This window comes from Vibrio sp. 10N.222.54.A3, assembly GCF_041474095.1.
Taxonomy (GTDB): Bacteria; Pseudomonadota; Gammaproteobacteria; order Enterobacterales; family Vibrionaceae; genus Vibrio; species Vibrio crassostreae_C.
Window position 1 is genome coordinate 1 of record NZ_JBFRTN010000016.1, and the last position, 18,840, is coordinate 18,840.

At 43.6% G+C, this 18,840-nt stretch carries 15 protein-coding genes; 6 read left to right on the forward strand and 9 right to left on the reverse strand.

Features of this window, described 5'->3' with window-relative positions:
* Positions 1 to 73: 73 nt before the first annotated feature.
* A complete protein-coding gene (gene sstT, locus AB4507_RS04395) occupies positions 74 to 1,288 on the reverse strand; it encodes a serine/threonine transporter SstT (RefSeq protein ID WP_372182288.1) in 1,215 nt (404 codons plus the stop codon).
* 636 nt (positions 1,289 to 1,924) lie between these two features.
* Here sstT and AB4507_RS04400 point away from each other — a divergent pair.
* The 3 genes from AB4507_RS04400 (at position 1,925) to AB4507_RS04410 (ending at position 4,320) form a co-directional block, all read left to right on the forward strand.
* A complete protein-coding gene (locus AB4507_RS04400; protein WP_017072398.1) occupies positions 1,925 to 2,245 on the forward strand; it encodes a hypothetical protein in 321 nt (106 codons plus the stop codon).
* Entirely contained in the window at positions 2,246 to 3,469 is a 1,224-nt protein-coding gene (locus tag AB4507_RS04405) for an HlyD family secretion protein (protein ID WP_372135978.1), read from the forward strand.
* 188 nt (positions 3,470 to 3,657) lie between these two features.
* Complete coding sequence (locus AB4507_RS04410; protein ID WP_029235518.1) at positions 3,658 to 4,320, forward strand: OmpA family protein; 663 nt, start codon at positions 3,658 to 3,660, stop codon at positions 4,318 to 4,320.
* A 56-nt stretch (positions 4,321 to 4,376) separates the two neighbouring features.
* Here AB4507_RS04410 and AB4507_RS04415 read toward each other — a convergent pair whose 3' ends face one another.
* Complete coding sequence (locus tag AB4507_RS04415) at positions 4,377 to 5,384, reverse strand: AraC family transcriptional regulator (protein WP_017072401.1); 1,008 nt, start codon at positions 5,382 to 5,384, stop codon at positions 4,377 to 4,379.
* Positions 5,385 to 5,669: 285 nt separating this feature from the next.
* Here AB4507_RS04415 and AB4507_RS04420 point away from each other — a divergent pair, with 285 nt between their 5' ends.
* Both AB4507_RS04420 and AB4507_RS04425 read left to right on the forward strand, forming a co-directional pair.
* Entirely contained in the window at positions 5,670 to 6,638 is a 969-nt protein-coding gene (locus tag AB4507_RS04420) for an alpha/beta fold hydrolase (protein WP_372182289.1), read from the forward strand.
* A gap of 148 nt (positions 6,639 to 6,786) precedes the next feature.
* Positions 6,787 to 6,978, forward strand: a complete 192-nt coding sequence (locus tag AB4507_RS04425) for a hypothetical protein (RefSeq protein WP_017072403.1) — start codon at positions 6,787 to 6,789, stop codon at positions 6,976 to 6,978.
* Positions 6,979 to 7,309: 331 nt separating this feature from the next.
* On the opposite strand, the gene AB4507_RS04430 is transcribed toward AB4507_RS04425, so the two are convergent.
* The 7 genes from AB4507_RS04430 to malT form a co-directional block, all read right to left on the reverse strand.
* Complete coding sequence (locus AB4507_RS04430) at positions 7,310 to 7,843, reverse strand: DUF4136 domain-containing protein (RefSeq protein ID WP_137001434.1); 534 nt, start codon at positions 7,841 to 7,843, stop codon at positions 7,310 to 7,312.
* A gap of 387 nt (positions 7,844 to 8,230) precedes the next feature.
* On the reverse strand, positions 8,231 to 9,295 hold the full coding sequence (gene rsgA / locus AB4507_RS04435) for a ribosome small subunit-dependent GTPase A (protein WP_372182291.1): 1,065 nt from the start codon (positions 9,293 to 9,295) through the stop codon (positions 8,231 to 8,233).
* Between the two features lie 404 nt (positions 9,296 to 9,699).
* Positions 9,700 to 10,158, reverse strand: coding sequence for a copper chaperone PCu(A)C (locus tag AB4507_RS04440; protein ID WP_146491016.1), 459 nt, complete (start codon positions 10,156 to 10,158; stop codon positions 9,700 to 9,702).
* 83 nt (positions 10,159 to 10,241) lie between these two features.
* Entirely contained in the window at positions 10,242 to 10,838 is a 597-nt protein-coding gene (locus AB4507_RS04445) for an SCO family protein (protein ID WP_372182293.1), read from the reverse strand.
* Positions 10,835 to 11,275 carry a hypothetical protein gene (locus AB4507_RS04450; protein WP_285953842.1) on the reverse strand — a complete coding sequence of 147 codons (441 nt, stop codon included), beginning with the start codon at positions 11,273 to 11,275 and terminating at the stop codon, positions 10,835 to 10,837. The genes AB4507_RS04445 and AB4507_RS04450 overlap by 4 nt, the downstream gene beginning before the upstream one ends.
* 203 nt (positions 11,276 to 11,478) lie before the next feature.
* Positions 11,479 to 12,399: a DUF368 domain-containing protein gene (locus tag AB4507_RS04455; protein WP_372182294.1), complete on the reverse strand. Its 921-nt coding sequence runs from the start codon at positions 12,397 to 12,399 to the stop codon at positions 11,479 to 11,481.
* A gap of 586 nt (positions 12,400 to 12,985) precedes the next feature.
* Entirely contained in the window at positions 12,986 to 15,694 is a 2,709-nt protein-coding gene (gene malT / locus AB4507_RS04460; RefSeq protein ID WP_017061867.1) for an HTH-type transcriptional regulator MalT, read from the reverse strand.
* A gap of 567 nt (positions 15,695 to 16,261) precedes the next feature.
* Here malT and AB4507_RS04465 point away from each other — a divergent pair.
* Positions 16,262 to 18,715: a glycogen/starch/alpha-glucan phosphorylase gene (locus tag AB4507_RS04465; protein WP_069597239.1), complete on the forward strand. Its 2,454-nt coding sequence runs from the start codon at positions 16,262 to 16,264 to the stop codon at positions 18,713 to 18,715.
* Positions 18,716 to 18,840 lie beyond the last annotated feature (125 nt).

An 18,840-nucleotide genomic window follows, 5' to 3' on the forward strand; every position in this document is an offset into this window, starting at 1 on the left:
CCTCCTCCTACTCGATTGCCATTCGCTTTTAGAGCTTAGAGCTTAGAGCGAAAGCCGAATACCTAAGAGCTTATTAAGCGTTGTTTTGCTCAGCTTTACATACAGCCGCAGTGAACACGACGTCTGTTGAGCTGTTAAGCGCTGTTTCAGCTGAATCTTGAATCACACCGATAATGAAACCAACCGCTACAACCTGCATCGCTACATCGTTAGAAATACCAAATAGGCCACATGCTAGTGGGATAAGCAGTAGTGAACCGCCAGCAACACCCGATGCGCCACATGCTGAAATTGCAGCAACAAGGCTTAGTAGAATCGCAGTGAAGATATCAATCTCAATACCCATAGTGTGTACAGCAGCAAGTGTTAACACAGTGATGGTAATTGCAGCACCCGCCATGTTGATCGTTGCACCTAGAGGGATAGATACAGAGTAAGTATCTTCGTCTAGGTTTAGCTTCTTACAAAGGTTCATGTTCACTGGGATGTTTGCAGCACTTGAACGAGTGAAGAATGCCGTTACACCAGATTCACGAATACATTGCAGTACAAGTGGGTATGGGTTCTGTTTTGTTTTTGCAAATACAAGCAGTGGGTTAACCACAAGTGCAATGATCAGCATTGAGCTTAGAAGAACTGCTAGCAGTTGACCGTAGCTTGCCAGTGCATCGAAGCCTGTTGTTGCGAACGTAGTCGAAACAAGACCGAAGATACCGAATGGTGCAAGACGGATAATGAAGCGAACAATGTGTGAAACACTGTGGCTTAGGTCTTCGAAAACCGCTTTGGTTGTTGCAGATGCGTGGTGCAGTGCAAGGCCAAGACCGATTGCCCAAGCTAGAATACCGATGTAGTTCGCGTTCATTAGCGCGCTAACTGGGTTATCGACAAGCTTGAATAGAAGGGTATGAAGAACTTCAGCAATACCTTGAGGAGGGTTAGCACCTTCAGCACCAGCAACCAGAGTCAACGTGGTTGGGAACATGAAGCTCAATACTACTGCTGTTAGTGCAGCAGAGAACGTACCAATCAGGTAAAGCACAATGATTGGACGCATATGAGTATGCTGACCTTTCTTTTGGTTTGCGATAGAAGCTGCAACAAGAATGAATACTAAAATTGGGGCAACAGCTTTCAGAGCACCAACAAACAGACTACCTAGTAGGCCTGCATCTTGAGCAGCTGAAGGAGAAACCATGGCGAGAACGACACCGAAAACAATACCAGCAAGGATCTGTAGAACGAGATTTCCACGAGCGATGCGGGCGAGCATGTTGTGATTTTGCATAAAATACCTGCAATTGTTAATTTATTATAGTGATGTATCTTTTTATAAAGTTGTACCAAATCCGACTATACACTAGTGGAATGGGCGGTCATATTAGCGGGATCTAAGAGGGTGTCTAGGAATAGTTTACTTTTAGGGTGATTGTTTGCGCCATGTGGTGCTTTTGGAGCTAAATGTTAAATCTTTGTGCTTTTGTTGAGGTATAAATCTGCTGAATAATGTTCCATTGGCTTAATGTTCTAGTATTTATGGTGTGTAAACCATTACTGATAAAAACATTGTGTTCGGAAATAGCTGCCTAAACTTGTATAGGTAAAAAAGCCACTTCAACAGACATCATAGACATCACCTGCTTTGCTTAATCTACGTTGGTGCATGACTTGCCATGTTTTGTCGTCATCTAATCTTTCTATCGGCATTCCCACCTACTTAAGCAGCGTTAGCTGTGAATCTCATCAGCTCTCCTTAATAGCGTCAGGCTACTGAACTTAATACCTTGCTACTTTGATATACCGCACACCTTATCTGATGATTTATATCAACATGTTATTTTATATGACGTAATTTATCTAAAATTGCCGTTGTAAGTGGGTGGCATATATCCTGTGTTGGTCTTAATTTACAAGAGTATGAGCAATGAGTTTAATCAGTATCCCTTATGTAGAGACCTCTGCAGATACCGTTTTACATATAGCAGCCGCTATCGTGCTGATCAGCACCATAGCGGCTGGCCTGTTCGGTTTTTGGAAGCTTCACGAGATCCCTATTCAAAAGGCTCATAAGACTGACCACCATCAGATAGGGTTGATTACCGCGCTCACTTGGATTGGCTTCATTTGGCACTGGGTGTGGGTGCTCGCCATTATCATTGCTTTTGTAGATTTTGAAAAAGCCATTATCCGACTGCGTGATTTATGGAATTCTCCGGCTCAAGTTAATCAATCAGAGGATGTCTAAATGTTAGAAGGTTTAGCGGTTTGGTGTTTGTTCATCTATTTATTAAGACTTGTTGGCATGCCTTGGAACACAGGGACTAAAGCATTCGCTTATCTAGGAGGCAGTGGTTGGTTGTTATTTGTGTGGGTAGGATTAATTAACTATACACCAATGGATTTGTCGGGAGGCTCTGTGGTGCAGTCTCCTCACATTCAGCTTCGCCCAACCTCAACCAATGTCTCGGGCAAGGTCGATCAGATTTATATCACCCCGAACCAACGCATTGAGAAAGGGCAGTTAATCTATGAGATTGAAAACGAGCCTTATCAAATTGCTTATGAACAAGCGAAGATTTCGCGCGACTCGGCAAACGTAGCGGTTAGCACTGCGGCTGAAGAAGTAAAAATCGCTGAATCCAGCTATCAGGCAGCGTTACATGATTTTGAAATGACACAAAGTGAGCTTTCAGCTGCTCAGTCAAATAGAGACTTACAGAAAAGAACGTTGAAGCGTTATCTTGAACAAAACCGAGTCGTGCGTAATACGATCACTGAAAGCATGATTGATAACCAGCAAACGGTCGCCGATTCTGCTGTGTACACTGTGGCCAAGCTTGAGTCACAGCTGAGCAAAAAGAAATCTGATGTAGAGAAAGCCAAGCTACAAATAACCAAAGCGGAACTCTCGGTTGAATCCCGTCAGTCAGACTTTAACGAAACAATTCAGAAGGTGAATAAAGCAAAATGGGATCTTGATAGCACCAAGATTTATGCACCCGCTGATGGCTTTGTGACTAACTTTATTCTTCGTGAAGGTCAGCTTGTTTCTAGAGTTCCACGATTGCAGATGTACACCAACGAGAAATACGTATTGATGAGAGTGAATCATCAAGCGATTAGAAATGTTAAACCGGGTCAATTGGCTGAATTTACAACGCCAGTTTATCCAGGGAAAATATTCACGGCAGAGGTTGAAGGTATTATTGAAGCAACCGGCGAAGCGCAAAGTAACTTGCTTGGCTTTGACCAGAATGTTCGCTCTACAACAGGTAAGAACCTACAAAATAAACATCATTTTGTTAGGTTGAAAGTCTTTGAGCCTGAGGGTTATAGCGTACCAGTCGGGGCGGTTGGTTTAGCTTGGATCAGTGGAGAAAAGCCAACAGAGCTTATGGCGTTTCTTGACGTAATACGTGGAATCATTTTACGTATGAAGTCGCAGCTCTATTACTTCTACTCTTTCTAGAGCTAGAACCAGAGTTAATTCGGTTATTTAATTCCGAATTATTCAAAATAAGATTATTAATGAAATTACGGGCCACAGTCGTGGTCTGTAATTTTAATATGTTTGCTATTCAGTGAATATTTAATCGAAAGTCTAAATTTAACTGGAATATATTTATGCTATTCATATCTTCTGAAATAAAAAGATGCATTAAACCTATTATCTCTCTGTTGCTATTAACGAGCTTGGTGGGCTGTCAGGCGACTCAACGTCAGGACGCAACGACTGGTGAGATGGAAACGAATTCCACAACAAAAGGGACTGCGATTGGTTCTTTGTCTGGTGCTGCGATTGGTCTCCTGTCTGGAGATAATTCAAAAGAACGGAAAAAGAGAGCGTTAATTGGGGCAACGGCTGGCGGTCTCATCGGTGGAGGAGTCGGCTACTCACTGGATAAACAAGAGGAAGCTTTGCGTCAGGAGTTGCTAGATTCAGGCGTTCAAGTAAAGCGTGTTGGTGAAAATGAGTTAGTGTTGGTGATGGAAAACGGCATCGGTTTTCGCTCTGGTGAATACCTACTTGAAGCGACGGTATACAATTCATTGAATGGTGTTGCGAGAATATTGGTCGAGTACCCAGATTCGTATTTGCAGATCAAAGGCTATACCGACAGTACTGGCAATGATGCTTCTAATCAGCAGTTGTCTGAGAAACGTGCTGATTCAGTAAAAGCTTACTTAGTGAATCAAAAAGTGAAAGGTGGACGAATCAGTACCAGCGGCCTTGGTGAACGTTACCCTATTTGTGACAATGCAACCGAAGACGGAAGAGCCTGCAATCGCCGTGTCGAGATCAGTATCCAAGCCATCTAGCGAGGTGATGCAACCTTTCTCATCCGCAAGTAGAGACACTCTGCGGATGTTTTATTTTATTCCAATGATTTGAGATATTGCTTGGGTGTCATGCCTCGATGCTTCTTAAACATATGCGTAAAGCTATCGAGATGGTTATACCCTAAACTGCTTGCAACTTCTTCGACTGGTATTGATTGGCTTAGCATTTTGACCGCTTTGTTGCTTAAGACAAAACCACACATTTCGGTAAAGTTGTGGCCATATTTATGGAATCTACGTTGAAACTGCTGAATTGATAGGCCCAACAGGTTCGATACTCTTTCGAGTGTCGGTAAACCAAAATGACATGAGTAGTTGATGGCTTCATAAACTAACTTAGTGTCATCGCTAGGATCGGGCATGTCTAAACATCGGTCCAAATCCTCAAAATTCAGCGAAAAGGTTTGCTTGGTATCTTGATTATCAGCCAGGTTTGCCAAGCGTAAGCTGGAATGAAACCAGATCTCTGTTTGATGATGATTCCACGCGACATCACAGCCAAAATAATCTTGATATAGTTTCTCATCCGCACGCTCTCCTGAAAGTAGTACGCGCATCGGAGCAAAGTCTGCCCCAAGGTATTTTTTCAATATTTTTGACATCAAAACAGCGACTCTAATACTGTCATGAACGTCTAAGTGTTCTGCATCATACTGATTGTTGTAAGTCCACTTGATGATAGACCCCGCAGGTGCAGCAACCCAAAAAGCACCGGATTGAATACACCCCATGCCGTAATTTACCTTTCTTATCGTCGACATTAAGTCATGACCAGAGAACATCCATTGGCCTAATCCGCCCAAGTCTTCGACCCGGAAATGGCGCACAGCCTCGAGCATAAAGTTTGGATTTTTTGTATAGCATTCGAGTTCTTCATAAAGCTGAAATACCTCAGAAATGGGCAACAGGTTCATTGTGTGATTAAACGCGGATTGGGGAATTGTCTGTGGGGAGATTGGATCTGAATAATATTGATTACATACGTTGTAATACAAATTCATCAGGCTATTTACCCTTATAAAGTAAGTTGTGTTGATAGTCATTGATCCATCCAAACCTCTGTGAATTAGGTCATAAACATAGCATAAATGACGTAATTTAACGAGTTTTAACAGACCCCAACGATGTTAGTTAACATCAAATATATCGATAAAGTAGTGGCGATAATATTAGTAATAATGGTGTTAACTACAATTATTGATAGCTGTAAATACTGAGTTGAGTAAACCCCAATACTATTTTTTGAGAACCAGAAATAAATTGGATGGAAATTTTTAATCATGGTTTCAGCGTCTTTTAACTTCAGAGAATTAAATAGAGATTAATTAATGACACATACTCCTAAGATAGAAAAAATTAGCGTGTTTGATCGTATTAACGCATCGGCACTGATGTTATTGACTTCTGAATATAAAAGCTTGGAGCAGTTGCGAAGAAAAAACGACTATCCAATGTTCCCAACATTTGAAACGACACCATCCATGCCAATAAAGCGAACCAAGATAAATGGTGTCGATATTCGATACGCACATTCTGAAGCGATTGGTAAACCGACTCTTGTGATGCTTTCCCCTTTTCCTCAAAGCATTCTTGCGTATGCCCCTATTTGGACAGGGTTGGCTGAACACTACAACCTATATGCTTACGATATGCCTGGGTTCGGCGGCAGTGCGGGCGGGATTGAATACATGTCTTTCAAGGCTCAAGGCGACTTTTTAAAAGAATTCTTAAATCATTTGGATATTCAAGAACCACATTTATTGGGGCCTGACGTTGGTATGCCCGCGATCGTTTACTATGTGGGCACATATGACAATGATGTCAAAAGTTTATTGATAGGCGATGGCCCAGCAATTAATCCTTCGTCAAATGCAAGCGCCATCCGAAAAATGGTCGACTCATCGTTTTGGCGCACTGTTTTTAAAGTGACAGGGGCTGGCTCTTTAGTTCAAGGCTGTATCAAGGTTTGCTATACGAACTATCGCCCCAATCAAGAAGAGATTTCCGACTATATTGCTTCTTATCGCAATCGAATTCCTGCCGTCATGCAATGGTTTAAAGATTACCCAAAAAGTCTAGCAACGGTTGATCCATTGCTCGATAAAATAGAGTTACCCACTCAGATATTTTGGGGAGAAAACGATGCAATTCTTTACGTCGACAATGGAGAACGTTTAGCTAAACGCATGTCGAATGCTGAGTTAACCGTATTCAAAGACAGTGGTCATTTTTGTTATCAAGATAGGTACCAAGAGTTTTCGGTAATGGTGAAATATTGGATTGATAAGACGCAATAACAGTTAAATGATTGAGTAAATATGATTGAAATGGAACTACGAGAAGGTTCATGCTCAATAAAAGTGAATGTCGATTTATTGAGCGCCTTTCGAGCTTTTTACCACTTCTATCCTCATCCCTTACCTAAAACTAATCAAGGCATTGTAAATGCAGAAGCTAACCCTTTTAGCGCTAAGTTGTATTCTATTATTAGGTTGTTCTATTAATAAGGCAGCCGAAGAAAAAGACCACTTCGTTGATGATTATATCGAAATTAATAAACAAAATATTAAAGACTTACCTCAGTTGTTAAATGCTATCGCGTTTGAATATTCTAGGTTTGCTAATCAAGCTGAATAGCCGCTTTTGCCCTCGCTGACAATTATGTTTCACGATCCTGTTTTAGAGTCGAGTCTGGTACATAAAGAGCATTTGAGTACGTTAGGCATCCCCTTAAACGTCTCGTCTATATATAGACGAAAATGGAGCTCCTAACGTGATTGGAGTGAAACTCGTCACTCGGACGTGAGTTACAGCGTTAGCTTTAAGGTTGAGGGTATATAACAATATGATGCAGCTTTGATCTATTGCATTAGTGGCTTTGGTGCCTTCTTCCTCTAATGCCTAGGCTTCCTCTATCTGCACATTCAATGGCCGATATTTGAAGAAGTTATCACCTAGAAGTTTTCAATCATTTGTACGAAGGGTACTGTTGAAACATTTCAGCGATCTCCTCGTAAATCAGCTCTTCACGTTCCTTAGAACTCATTGAGCGAGTCAATTTCCGGCTTGAATTCGCGGTCCATACAACGATGTTGGTTTTATCATCGATCAGTTCTACAACCAATTGTCCGTACGTCTGTTGGTGATAATTTTGTGGAGTGGACATTCCCCCACGGAAATTGTTCCAACCATAGCCAATACCAAATGACGAGCCGGAAGACACAAGTTCAGATGCTTGCTGAAGTTGGTAGCGGACGTATAGGTCGCCTCCGTCCTCTACAAATGAAACCCCTGTGCGGCTCATTTCTTTAATGATCGCACTTTCAATCCTGATTGAGTCGATACTAATCGGTATTTTGTTCTTCTCTTCTTTCGCAGTCCCGGGCGAGCTGAAATCATAGGTTTTGTACATTGAGAAATCGGTTTGCTTTTCGAAGTCAGTATTTATTGTAGAGCAGGCAGCTAGAGGAAGCGTTAATAATATGGTGGTTAGACGAAGCATTTTCTATCTCCTTGGAAGGTGGTTTGAAATGAAATTTTCTTCTGAAGGTGATTATACTTGTCCGGTATTCGATACTTTATGTTCGTTATATTCAGTCAATCTGATAGTAAAAGTGACGCGATTAATCGTATTTTAACTTTATTGTTCAAGGGCGAATTATATTGAACTGGATAAAGAGAATCATTAACGTGATGATTAACTCGCTAAGAAAAATTCCAACTATTATAAATGGTGAATTTTTACTTTCGGAAGCAGACGATATCTTAATATCCCTTGTTGATTAGGAGGGGAATTTGTAGATAAAGCCCCACGCGATTGACACGTGGGGCTCGGTGTTTCAGCTCAGCGTTGAGCGATTAACTCAGATTACCGTCAATATCCAACTGCTTAAGCTGAGCCTTTCTTAATATTGCGGCTTTCTGACTGTACGTTTCGGTACATTTTGGAAAGCTGCTTATTGTTAGCGCGTTGCTCTGCAAGAGAAGCGCCGTTTCTTGCTTGCTCTCTCAGTAGCTTTTGATAGTTAGTAAATCGTCTTTCAGACAGTTCACCACTCTCAATGGCAGCCCTTATCTTGCATCCCGGCTCTGATTCATGATGACAATCAGAGAAGCGGCAGTGCATTGCTAACTCTTCGACGTCTGAAAAAGTTTCACTCACGCCTTCAGCGCAGTCTGCAAGTTGTAGCTCTCGCATTCCTGGAGTGTCGAGAAGCAAGCCACCTGATGCGAGCAAGTGGAGTGATCGTGATGTGGTTGTATGACGACCTTTACTGTCGTCTTCACGAATACCACCAGTTGCCTGCGATGCTTCACCTAGCAATGAGTTAACCAAAGTCGACTTACCCACACCAGAAGAGCCCATTAGCGCGACGGTCTTGCCGATTTTACACCAAGGTGAAAGTACTTGGGTTGAGTCTTGATCTAGGCTGTTGACCGCTTCGATCATCAGCATCGGGTCTAAGCTTTGTACCTGTTGTACTTTGTCTTCGTAGTCGTCACACAAGTCTTTCTTCGTCAGGACGATAACCGCTTCAACTTGTGCTTCATTTGCGAGTGCCAGGTAGCGTTCAATGCGACTCAGATTAAAGTCGTTGTTCAATGAAACCACGATAAACACTGTGTCGATATTGGCTGAAATATATTGTTCAGCCACACGACTGCCCGCAGCTTTTCGGCTAAAGAGCGATTGGCGTTCTAGTAAGCGATCGAATTGCAGTTCAGAGTTCAATATTACCCAGTCGCCAACGGTCATTGCCGGTTGGTTTTGATGGATAGGTAGAACGATTTCGCCTTGTTCTGACGCCAATGTGTAGCCGCTGCGATGGTGTGCGGTAATACGGGCGATCACTGAATGGTCGTAATCTTCAAGTGTCAGTTGTTGTTGGAATACAGGTTGCCATCCAAGTTGTTGAAGTGACATTGGATGAGAAAATGCGTTTTGTGAATTCATGTCTATTTACCCAGACGTGCGAGCTTTGATGGTATGAATTTAAAAGCGTCGAAACGTCAAAAATGCTTTAGAGTTTGGGTCGAATTCAAATAGATAGGACCCCGGATTGATTCATGCGTCATGTGCATGCCTTGATCATGTGCGAGCAAGTGTAAACCGGGTAAAAGTGTGCGGTCGTCAATGGATGACGATAAGTTGGTAGCTCGGTGTTTAAGTTTGATTAACCAAACAAATTAACGCGTTACTTTTACTGCCAGTTTTAGTGTGTTCATTACAATCATCTTCTATTCTCCTTGGTTATTAATGTGGTCAGGCTTTGAATAAAAAGCGAGCTCAGTTTAGCAAAAAGCCACGATGGCGAGAAGTCATCGTGGCTTAATTTATTTCATTGATTGTGAATCCGATTAGTGATGATCGTGATTCATCTTTTTCATGCCGCTCATTACTTTCTTAACTGGCGCTTCAAAGGTTTGCGTTTCACCGTTAGCGAAGGTCAGAGTCATCTCGATCTGCTCACCTTCTTTTAGACCATCTTTTAGGTCGAACAACATAATGTGCAGGCTGCCAGGTTTAAGTACCGCTTCACCATTCGCAGGAATTGTGATCTCATGAACTTGGCGCATCTTCATTACGTCGCCATCAACGATAACATCATGAAGCTCTACTTTGCCTGCTGCGGGTGTAGTCGCAGAAACAATAGCGCGATCTTTGTCACTGTGGTTCATCAGAGTCGTGAATACCGCGCTGTTCACTGCTGAAGGCGGGGTTGCACGAGCGTACGCGTCATGAACCATAATATCGCTATTGGCGTGAGCAAAGGGAGTGAGCAATAAGCCTGCTAGAGCAAGTGCTTTTAACTTCATGTTGTTGTCCTTAATTTTTATGTTTTTGGTCTGGGACCTGACTTTTTTTGAACTTTATTGAGTAAGTTCTTTGTTTTTACGTTTTATTGCGTCAGCTTGTTGATAGCCTCAACAATTGGCGCTGGCGTCAACGTGTGCGGTACTTTGGTAATCAAGGTACCGTCGGGCTTTAAAAAATAAAAATATGAGCTGTGGTCAAGGGTATATTCCAACTCTGAACCTTCAAGCTTGGTCTTTCTGAAAATAACACCGTAGTTATGTGCAAGCGTTGTTGTCACATCTAACGGGCCACTTAACCCTTCCATCATTGGGTGGAAGTATTGTGCGTATTCGTATGAGGCTTCTGCTGCATCACGCTCAGGGTCAAGAGATACAAACATCGGGCGCATCTTGGCTTTTGCTTCATCAGAAACTTGGTTAAGTGCACCGGCTAACATAGCTAGAGAAGTTGGGCACACATCTGGGCAACGTGTGAAACCGAAGTAAACGATACGAATTCTGTCATCGGTTTGGTCAAAGATTTCCGTTGGCTGGTTGTCCTTGCCGAAAAGAGTCGTTGCGGAGAACTCTTGTTTTGCAGCGTGTTTTTCTTGAGTTTCGTTTTGCCCATCAAGATAACTTTTGATACCAAAGCCAAGTACGAAAGCAACAACCAATGCTAACGACCAATTTCTACTCATCTTGCCATCCTTATTGCAGGGTTTACAGTATCGACACCATCGGTGAGCTCACCGATCCATGTCATCTTATCTAAAGTGCATACAGGTAAAATCACATCACCTTCATAGGTATTATTGCCAATGCTCTTTAATTGAAAACGAGCAGATCCCATTTCCATTTCTAAGCCAATAAGCGACAGCATTAATGTGTCAGAAGCTGCGCCTTCCCAAACTACTTTGATTTTGCTTGGAACGAGTGGCTGAGCCGTTTCACTATCGAGTGTCATCGCAACCGCATTTTGCTCACACGATGTGGTTGAAAGCATGCAGTAATCATCTAAGTTAACGTCAGCAGAGGCTTGCTCCATCGCTGATTTAAATTGCTGAATTGCTTGCGGCCCATAAAAGCCTGCCACGAGAGCGATCCCAACAGCAGCAACCTTTAATGCAGAGTGCATGTCGTGTTCTCATCTAATTTTATAAGAGCGGCGATGTTATCATACCCCTCAATACGTGCTTGTATCAAAAAGCAATTTTGTGCGTATGGTAGAACTAAAAAAGCGAAGCCATTGGCTTCGCTTTTGTCTGCTTAATAGAGAGGTGAACTTAGTATTTCTAAGTTCTATCCGTTCTGAACATGTTCCAGAAGTACGCCGGATGATTAGTCAGCGTTACGCTCTGCAAATTTCTCTAGCCCTAGAACTAAGGCAATGGCTACAAGCATCATCACAATTGCCAACACCAACTGAGAAGGCTGAGAGGTTACGGCTTCAAAATCAAACGGCGATAGGTTTTCTTGAATCAGAGGAACTTGTTCACCTTTTGAGTTTGTGCGCCAGCTGATGGTCTCTTTCCACGGCCAAATCTTAGGAAGCGTACCGATCATCAAACCGGTTAAGAACACAAGCGTGAAGTCGCGGAATGAACGCAATAGCCAAGACAGTACATGTGAGAAAGTCAGTAGACCAATCACACAGCCGCCAAGGAATAGGGCAAGCACATCGATTTGAAACGATTTAACGGCGCCAAGTACTGGGCCATACATGCCAATTAGAAGCAGGATAAAGCTGCCTGAAATACCCGGTAAAATCATCGCGCAGATCGCAATCGCACCTGCAATCAGAACATTGATGCTGGTTGGTTCCATTTGCAGCGGCTTAAGCACGGTAATGCTATAAGCGAAAGCAACGCCAAGCAGCAAAAACACGAAGCGAATCATATCGCGTTTCTCTACTTGCTTAAGAATATGGAAAACCGAGACCAAGATCAGGCCGAAGAAGAAAGACCACAGTGGAACAGGGTGGGTGACTAATAACCAAGAAATCAATTTTGCGAATGTCGCAATGCTCGTGAATACGCCCGCGAACAGTGAAATTAGGAAGAAACCATTGATGTGATTAAACGCGGCTTTGAAGCCTTCGCGTTTCCATAAGCCAAGTACGCTAGGGTTAATTCTGCGAATGCTTTCTAGCAGCGTATCGTAGATACCAGTGATGAATGCGATGGTTCCGCCCGACACGCCAGGAACAACGTCTGCTGCGCCCATAGCCATGCCTTTGAAAAAAGTACTTAAGTAGTTCATTGCTTCATAGAGTTGAGGATGATTTTGTGCAGTATACAAACTTTAGTGTAAAAAAAGTATGAATATGCTTTTGGGGAAGGGCTTTTATTACTCTATTAATTGTAAGGCAATAAGTTGAAGTGAATATTTGCCTAACATTTAGATAACAACCACTTAGTGATTTGTCATTAAGAGCAGAGATGAAACTGATCCCTTATCGATATTGCATCTTGGTTGCAATATGCAAATGCACTTTGCAATTCGCATGACAAATTCATGGTTTTTATGCGGTGCAGGGCTTATAAAACGTCGAATAAAAGTTGGCACGCTAACTGCATTATATACATTGACCCTTCTTAAGCCGAGGGTCACCTAGCCAACTGACGTTGTTAGTGAACTTATGATTTGTTCACAAATATATAGAGCCAATCGCGATTATTGCGGTTGGCTATTTTTTTGCCTGTCGTTTGGTGATCGTCTTTTTACTTTTCCCATTCCTACATTTTTAGGTTCTAAACTTCAGATGAAAAAAAAGCCAGCCACCATCGGTGACTAGCTTATGTTTTCTCGAATCAATCTCGAATCAATCTCGAATCTCGAATCCGTTTTAGTACCCCATCAACTGCAGCAAGTTCTCCGCTGTGCTGATTGCTTCTTTACGGTTAGCAATGTTGAGCTTTTGGTAAAGGTTACGGATGTGAGTCTTGATTGTGGTACCCGCTACATCGAGTTCTTGAGCGATCTGCTCATTACTGAATCCTGAGTAGATCAGACCAAGTACTTGCCATTCACGCTGGGTGAGTGGGCTAGTACGCACAAGCTCAGGAATGTTCGGGTGATTAACCAAGTTCTCAACAAAGTCTTCATCGAAGTGAACCGAGCGGCTGCGTTGGGTCGCGGAAATATCTTTCATGATTTGTTGTGCGCGGTGACGTTCTAAATCACCTAAGCCTGGCTTGTTGCTCAACTTATCCAAGATATGCCCGATAGTCCCACCGTCTACCAAGAAGTTACCGACCATACCGGTTTGGTTAGTCATATGAAGCGCTTCTTCGAGTAGTATTCGTGCGCTGTCTTCATCGTTAATTTGTGTACGTAACACGGCTTCAACGATCAAGTTGCGGTTGGTGTCTGTAATCAGGTGCGAACGCTGGGCTTCACTCTTAAGGAAGGTCAGCGCTTCTTCTGCGTCTTCATATTGCTCAAGGATGATGTGAGCACGAACGATGTTTCGCCACTGAAGTTGGCAGAAGTGGTTACTTGCCGATTCAGGTCGAACAGCCACACTCAGCCAATCACGGATAGCTTCTTTATCGCCTTTTACTTGCCAGAACAGAATCAAAGAAAGAGAAGCATTTGCCGTCCAATCTACGTGGTAAGTCGATTGACGCAATAGGTGCTGAATCTGGTCGATAAATTTCGACGCTTTATCAATCTCACCACGGCTCAATGAAATACGAGCCAACATAGAATAGCTGTGCAGGTGTTTACTCGGAGAGTGGTGACCAAGGATATCTAAGCCTTTGTAGCAACACTCTTCCGCTTCATCTAGTCGGTTCCAACACCAGAAGATCTGAGCGCGAACACGCAGCAAGAATTCGTGCAGAGGTACGTATTGCAGCTGATGTTCTTCAATCAATTTGAATGCACTGTCTTGTAGCTCAAATGCAGCTTGAACATAACCTTGAGCAATCAAGATTTCGCTTTGTTGCAGAATCGCCCACAGGGCCTGATGGTAAACCTGATACTGACGTGCCAGTTTTTCTGTTTGTTGCATCATCGGTAGCGCACGGCTTAGGTTACCCATTACGTGATTCACTTCGCCCACAACCGAGGTTGCGACAATGCGGCTACGATAAACGGTGGTGTTCAACTGACTCAACGAAAGCTCAGCCAATTCCAATGCTTTCTCAGGCTCATTGCTGTTGATGGCAACTTGTGCGCGTAAGGCGTTGTATTGGCCTTGCTGCTGAGTATCGAGTTCAATGTTTCGAGCTTGATATTGAGTCTCAGCCTCTTCCAACAAAGTACCCACTTGGTCATAACGGTGCTGACTTTGTGCAAGCCAAGCACGCAACATCGAAAGCTTTGGCTCACTGTAAAGTTGGTCGGTAGTCAGTTGCTTGATCGCCATCTCTAGTGACGAAAGCTCACCTTGGTTGAACATCGGCCAACCGTGCTCAGTCAGGATTTGAATGATCAGTTCTGGATCTTCAGCGCGCTGTGCGTGACGTAGTGCTTGGTGTGGTGTGTTTTGCTTGATCCACGCTTTTGCAGCACTTCGATGCAGTTCTGCTTCTTGCTGAGGAATTCGAGCTTGGCGCTCATGTGCGAGGAATTCACCAAATAGATTGTGGAATCGGTACCAGTTTTTCTCGCCTTCAAGCGGGTAGATGAATAAGCCAAATCGGTTGAGTGATTCGATCATACCCAGTGCGTCTTCACGCTGTGTAAGCGCGCAGACTAATTCGTCATTGAAATGATCAAGTACTGAACACTGCATCAAGAACTGTCGGGTTTCTTTATCCAGTAGATCGAATACTTCTTCAACCAAGTAATCCCAAAGGTGGGCATGGTTAAAGTGAGAGAATGACTCTGCGGACTGTGCAAGAGTGCGTTTTTGGTGTTGTGCTTGTAGCGCGATAAGTTGTAGTGCAGAAGGCCAACCTTCTACATAACTACAAATGCTATCTGCCGTGGTGTCATCAATGCCGTCGGCTACGCGTTGGTTGAAAAAGCGTGTGGTTTCTTCGGTATCAAACGCCAACGAGTCATTACCTAATTCGATCATTAAGTCACGAACGCGCAGGTTTGCTGTACCAAGTGGTGGCGTACCACGACTGGTGACAACCAACGTTAGGTTATCGGGCATGTGTTTGAGGAAGAAGCGCATGGCTTCGTGGATGTCGTCATTGTTGACCAAGTGATAGTCATCCAACACCAGAAAGCACTCGTGATGGAATTCCGACATCTCGGCAAATACTTCACTTAATAAAGAATGCAGCGATGAAAACTGTCGTTTTTCTGCCAGCTTTTGGGCATTCGGACAGGCATTTTGAGTCGCTTTATTAAGTGATTGAAGTAGGTAGTTGATAAAGCGGAAGGCATCGTTGTCGCTATCATCAATGCTGTACCAACCCACATTGGGTTTATCTACCAACCATTGTGCAGCCATGGTGGTTTTGCCGTAGCCCGCTGGAGAGCGGAACAACACAAGCTTATAGCAATCTGCATTGTGAAGCAGATCGAGAACCCTAGGTCGTAGGATTGCATTATGTAAGCGGCCGGGACGAGTCAGTTTCGAAGGGATCCACATATCGAAGTTTTACACCTATTCCGTGGCTATGTTCTGGAATATCCCAATCTATCGTTGAGTGCACTCCAATGACATGAGCCTAATTACTTAAGTCTTTACTCATATTACGTGAAGCCAAACGTTACCGACTACGATCCTCCTCAGAAACCTTGCACTCCTGCATGTTTTTGGGTGTCTACGCCCTTTATTTGAGACTTTGCTCACGTTGCGGGTTGCTTTGTGAATGTGACTTCGTTCATCCCTACACGGGAATCAATGCAAAAGATGAGAGTTGGAAATTATTTTCGTGATCTGAAACTCAGATTTGGCAATGACTTTAAATGGGTTAAATAAAAGTCACATCAATTGAAGTTAAGTTATCGAACGGGAGCTTGTGATCTTAGTCACTCCAAGTTTTTGTTCGCAGTCAGAACATGAGAGTCAGATCACTAACCCTAAGTCGGTACGCCCCCTACGCCCTCCCATCTACTCCTAGTCAGTTGCATTAGCGGGAGGATGTTTAGTTTATGGTGACCATGCACGATATGTCACAGATGAATTAGAACTATTAAAAGCGAGATTTCTGAAATGAAACCAACTCAGCAAAAAACTTTCGATAAAGTGTCATTCCAAGAGAGTGTTAAGAAACATTTATCTGCAACCTACGCAACAACGATTGAAAACGCAGATAGCCGCGCATGGTACCTAGCAATGGGGCGTGCGCTAGCAGAACTCACAACATTTGATCTGTTAGAAACTGAAAATGACGAAAAAATTAAGAACGCGAAGAGCGTTAACTACCTATCACTTGAGTTTTTGATTGGCCGTCTAACAGGTAACAACCTGATCAGCATGGGTCTATACGAACAGATCACTCATGCAATGGAAGAGCTAGGTCAAAACCTAACTGACCTTCTAGAAGAAGAACGTGACCCATCACTAGGTAATGGTGGTCTTGGTCGTCTAGCTGCTTGTTTCATGGATTCTTGTGCCGCTCAAGAATACCCAACAGTAGGCTACGGTCTTCACTACGAATACGGTTTATTCAAGCAGTCTTTCCAAGACGGTCGCCAACAAGAAGCACCTGACGCATGGCGCGGTGTTGAAGGTTACCCATGGGAAGTGGCTCGTCCAGAACTAGCACAACACATTGGTTTTTACGGTCATGTAGAAGTTGAATTCATCGACGGTAAAGAAGTACGTACTTGGGTTCCAGGTATGGAAGTGAAAGCAATGCCTTGGGATCTACCTATCGTAGGTTACGAGTCAAACACGGTTTACCCATTGCGTCTTTGGGAATGTCAGGCAATTGCACCATTCTCACTAGCAAGCTTTAACAACGGTGACTACTTCGAAGCGCAACACTCGCTAATCGATGCAGGTAACATCACTAAAGTACTTTATCCGAACGACAACCACGAGAAAGGCAAGACTCTGCGCCTAATGCAGCAGTACTTCCACTCAGCAGCATCGGTTCGCGATATTCTACGTCGTCACGAAGCAGCAGGTTTCTCTCTAGAAGATCTGCCTAAGCAAGAAACGATTCAGCTTAACGATACGCACCCAACGATTGCGATTCCTGAGCTAATGCGCATCTTGATTGACGAGAAAGGTCTATCTTGGGACCAAGCATGGGAAATCAGTGCTCATACGTTCGCATACACGAACCACACACTACTTCCTGAAGCACTAGAGACTTGGTCTGAATCACTGATCAACCGTCTTCTTCCACGTCACATGGAAATCATTTTTGAAATCAACCACCGCTTCATGCAAGAAGTTCGCAAGATGTGGCCTGGTGACGGTGAGAAGCAAGCGAAGCTTTCTATCATCCAAGAAGGTTTCCACCGCATGGTTCGCATGGCAAACCTATGTGTGATTGGTTCTTACAAAGTAAACGGTGTAGCTGCGCTTCACTCACAACTGGTTAAGAAAGACTTGTTCCCTGAGTTCAACGAAATCTTCCCAGGTAAACTGACTAACGTAACGAACGGCATCACGCCACGTCGTTGGTTGAAGTTCTGTAACCCAGGTCTATCTACGCTAATCACGGGTAAGATCGGCACTGAATGGCCAGCAAAACTTGAGCAGCTAGAAGGCATCGCTAAGTTTGCAACAGACGCGAAATTCCAAAAAGAATTCATGGCTGTTAAGAAAGAAAACAAACAGCGCCTAGCTGATTGGGTTCAAGAGAACATGGGTATCGAGCTAGATACTAACGCTATCTTTGACGTTCAAATCAAACGTCTTCACGAATACAAGCGTCAGCACCTAGATTTGCTACACATTCTATCTCTGTACCACCGTATTCTTAACGAACCTGGTTTCGAGTGTGAGCCACGCGTATGTTTCTTCGCAGCGAAAGCAGCACCGGGTTACCACCTAGCGAAAGAGATCATCTTCGCGGTTAACAAGATTGCAGAGAAGATCAACAACGACCCTCGCATCGGTAACAAACTGAAAGTGGTATTCATTCCTGACTACCGTGTAAGCATGGCTGAAATCATCATCCCTGCAGCAGACGTTTCTCAGCAAATCTCACTAGCGGGTAAAGAAGCATCTGGTACGGGCAACATGAAGATGGCTCTAAACGGCGCGCTAACTATCGGTACGATGGATGGTGCAAACGTTGAGATTCGTGAAGAAGTGGGTGATGAAAACATCTACATCTTCGGCCTAGACGTTGATGGTGTTCAAGCTCTGAAAGCTCAAGGCTACAACCCATACGACTACTACAATGCAGACCCACTACTGAAAGCATCTCTAGACCTACTGACTGGCGATGAGTTCACTCCAGGTCAACCAGGCCTTCTACGTGCAACGTTTGATAGCCTGCTAGACGGTGGTGACCCTTACCTATGTCTTGCTGACTTCGCATCTTACGTGAAAGCGCACGAAGACATGGGCACGCAATACAAAGACCAAGCAGGTTGGGCTAAGAAAGCAATTCTTAACACAGCATTGGTTGGTAAGTTCACATCAGACCGCTCTATCCGCGACTACGTGAACAACATCTGGAAACTTGAAGCGGTTAACCGTTAATACTTCCAAAGTAGCCAAGGCAGTTTCTGCCTTGGCTCAATTAGCTTGTGAGCAAACGAAAGGCTTAAAGGTTTCGTTTATAAACAAGCTGCTTACAAACCGATTGTCACAAGCTAATTGATTAG

Coding starts and splice junctions, on each gene's coding strand:
- sstT (WP_372182288.1), bottom strand. CDS start 1,288: ATGCAAAATCACAACATGCTCGCCCGCATCGCTCGTGGAAATCTCGTT.
- AB4507_RS04400 (WP_017072398.1), top strand. CDS start 1,925: ATGAGTTTAATCAGTATCCCTTATGTAGAGACCTCTGCAGATACCGTT.
- AB4507_RS04405 (WP_372135978.1), top strand. CDS start 2,246: ATGTTAGAAGGTTTAGCGGTTTGGTGTTTGTTCATCTATTTATTAAGA.
- AB4507_RS04415 (WP_017072401.1), bottom strand. CDS start 5,384: ATGACTATCAACACAACTTACTTTATAAGGGTAAATAGCCTGATGAAT.
- AB4507_RS04420 (WP_372182289.1), top strand. CDS start 5,670: ATGACACATACTCCTAAGATAGAAAAAATTAGCGTGTTTGATCGTATT.
- AB4507_RS04425 (WP_017072403.1), top strand. CDS start 6,787: ATGCAGAAGCTAACCCTTTTAGCGCTAAGTTGTATTCTATTATTAGGT.
- AB4507_RS04430 (WP_137001434.1), bottom strand. CDS start 7,843: ATGCTTCGTCTAACCACCATATTATTAACGCTTCCTCTAGCTGCCTGC.
- rsgA (WP_372182291.1), bottom strand. CDS start 9,295: ATGAATTCACAAAACGCATTTTCTCATCCAATGTCACTTCAACAACTT.
- AB4507_RS04440 (WP_146491016.1), bottom strand. CDS start 10,158: ATGAAGTTAAAAGCACTTGCTCTAGCAGGCTTATTGCTCACTCCCTTT.
- AB4507_RS04445 (WP_372182293.1), bottom strand. CDS start 10,838: ATGAGTAGAAATTGGTCGTTAGCATTGGTTGTTGCTTTCGTACTTGGC.
- AB4507_RS04450 (WP_285953842.1), bottom strand. CDS start 11,275: ATGCACTCTGCATTAAAGGTTGCTGCTGTTGGGATCGCTCTCGTGGCA.
- AB4507_RS04455 (WP_372182294.1), bottom strand. CDS start 12,399: ATGAACTACTTAAGTACTTTTTTCAAAGGCATGGCTATGGGCGCAGCA.
- malT (WP_017061867.1), bottom strand. CDS start 15,694: ATGTGGATCCCTTCGAAACTGACTCGTCCCGGCCGCTTACATAATGCA.
- AB4507_RS04465 (WP_069597239.1), top strand. CDS start 16,262: ATGAAACCAACTCAGCAAAAAACTTTCGATAAAGTGTCATTCCAAGAG.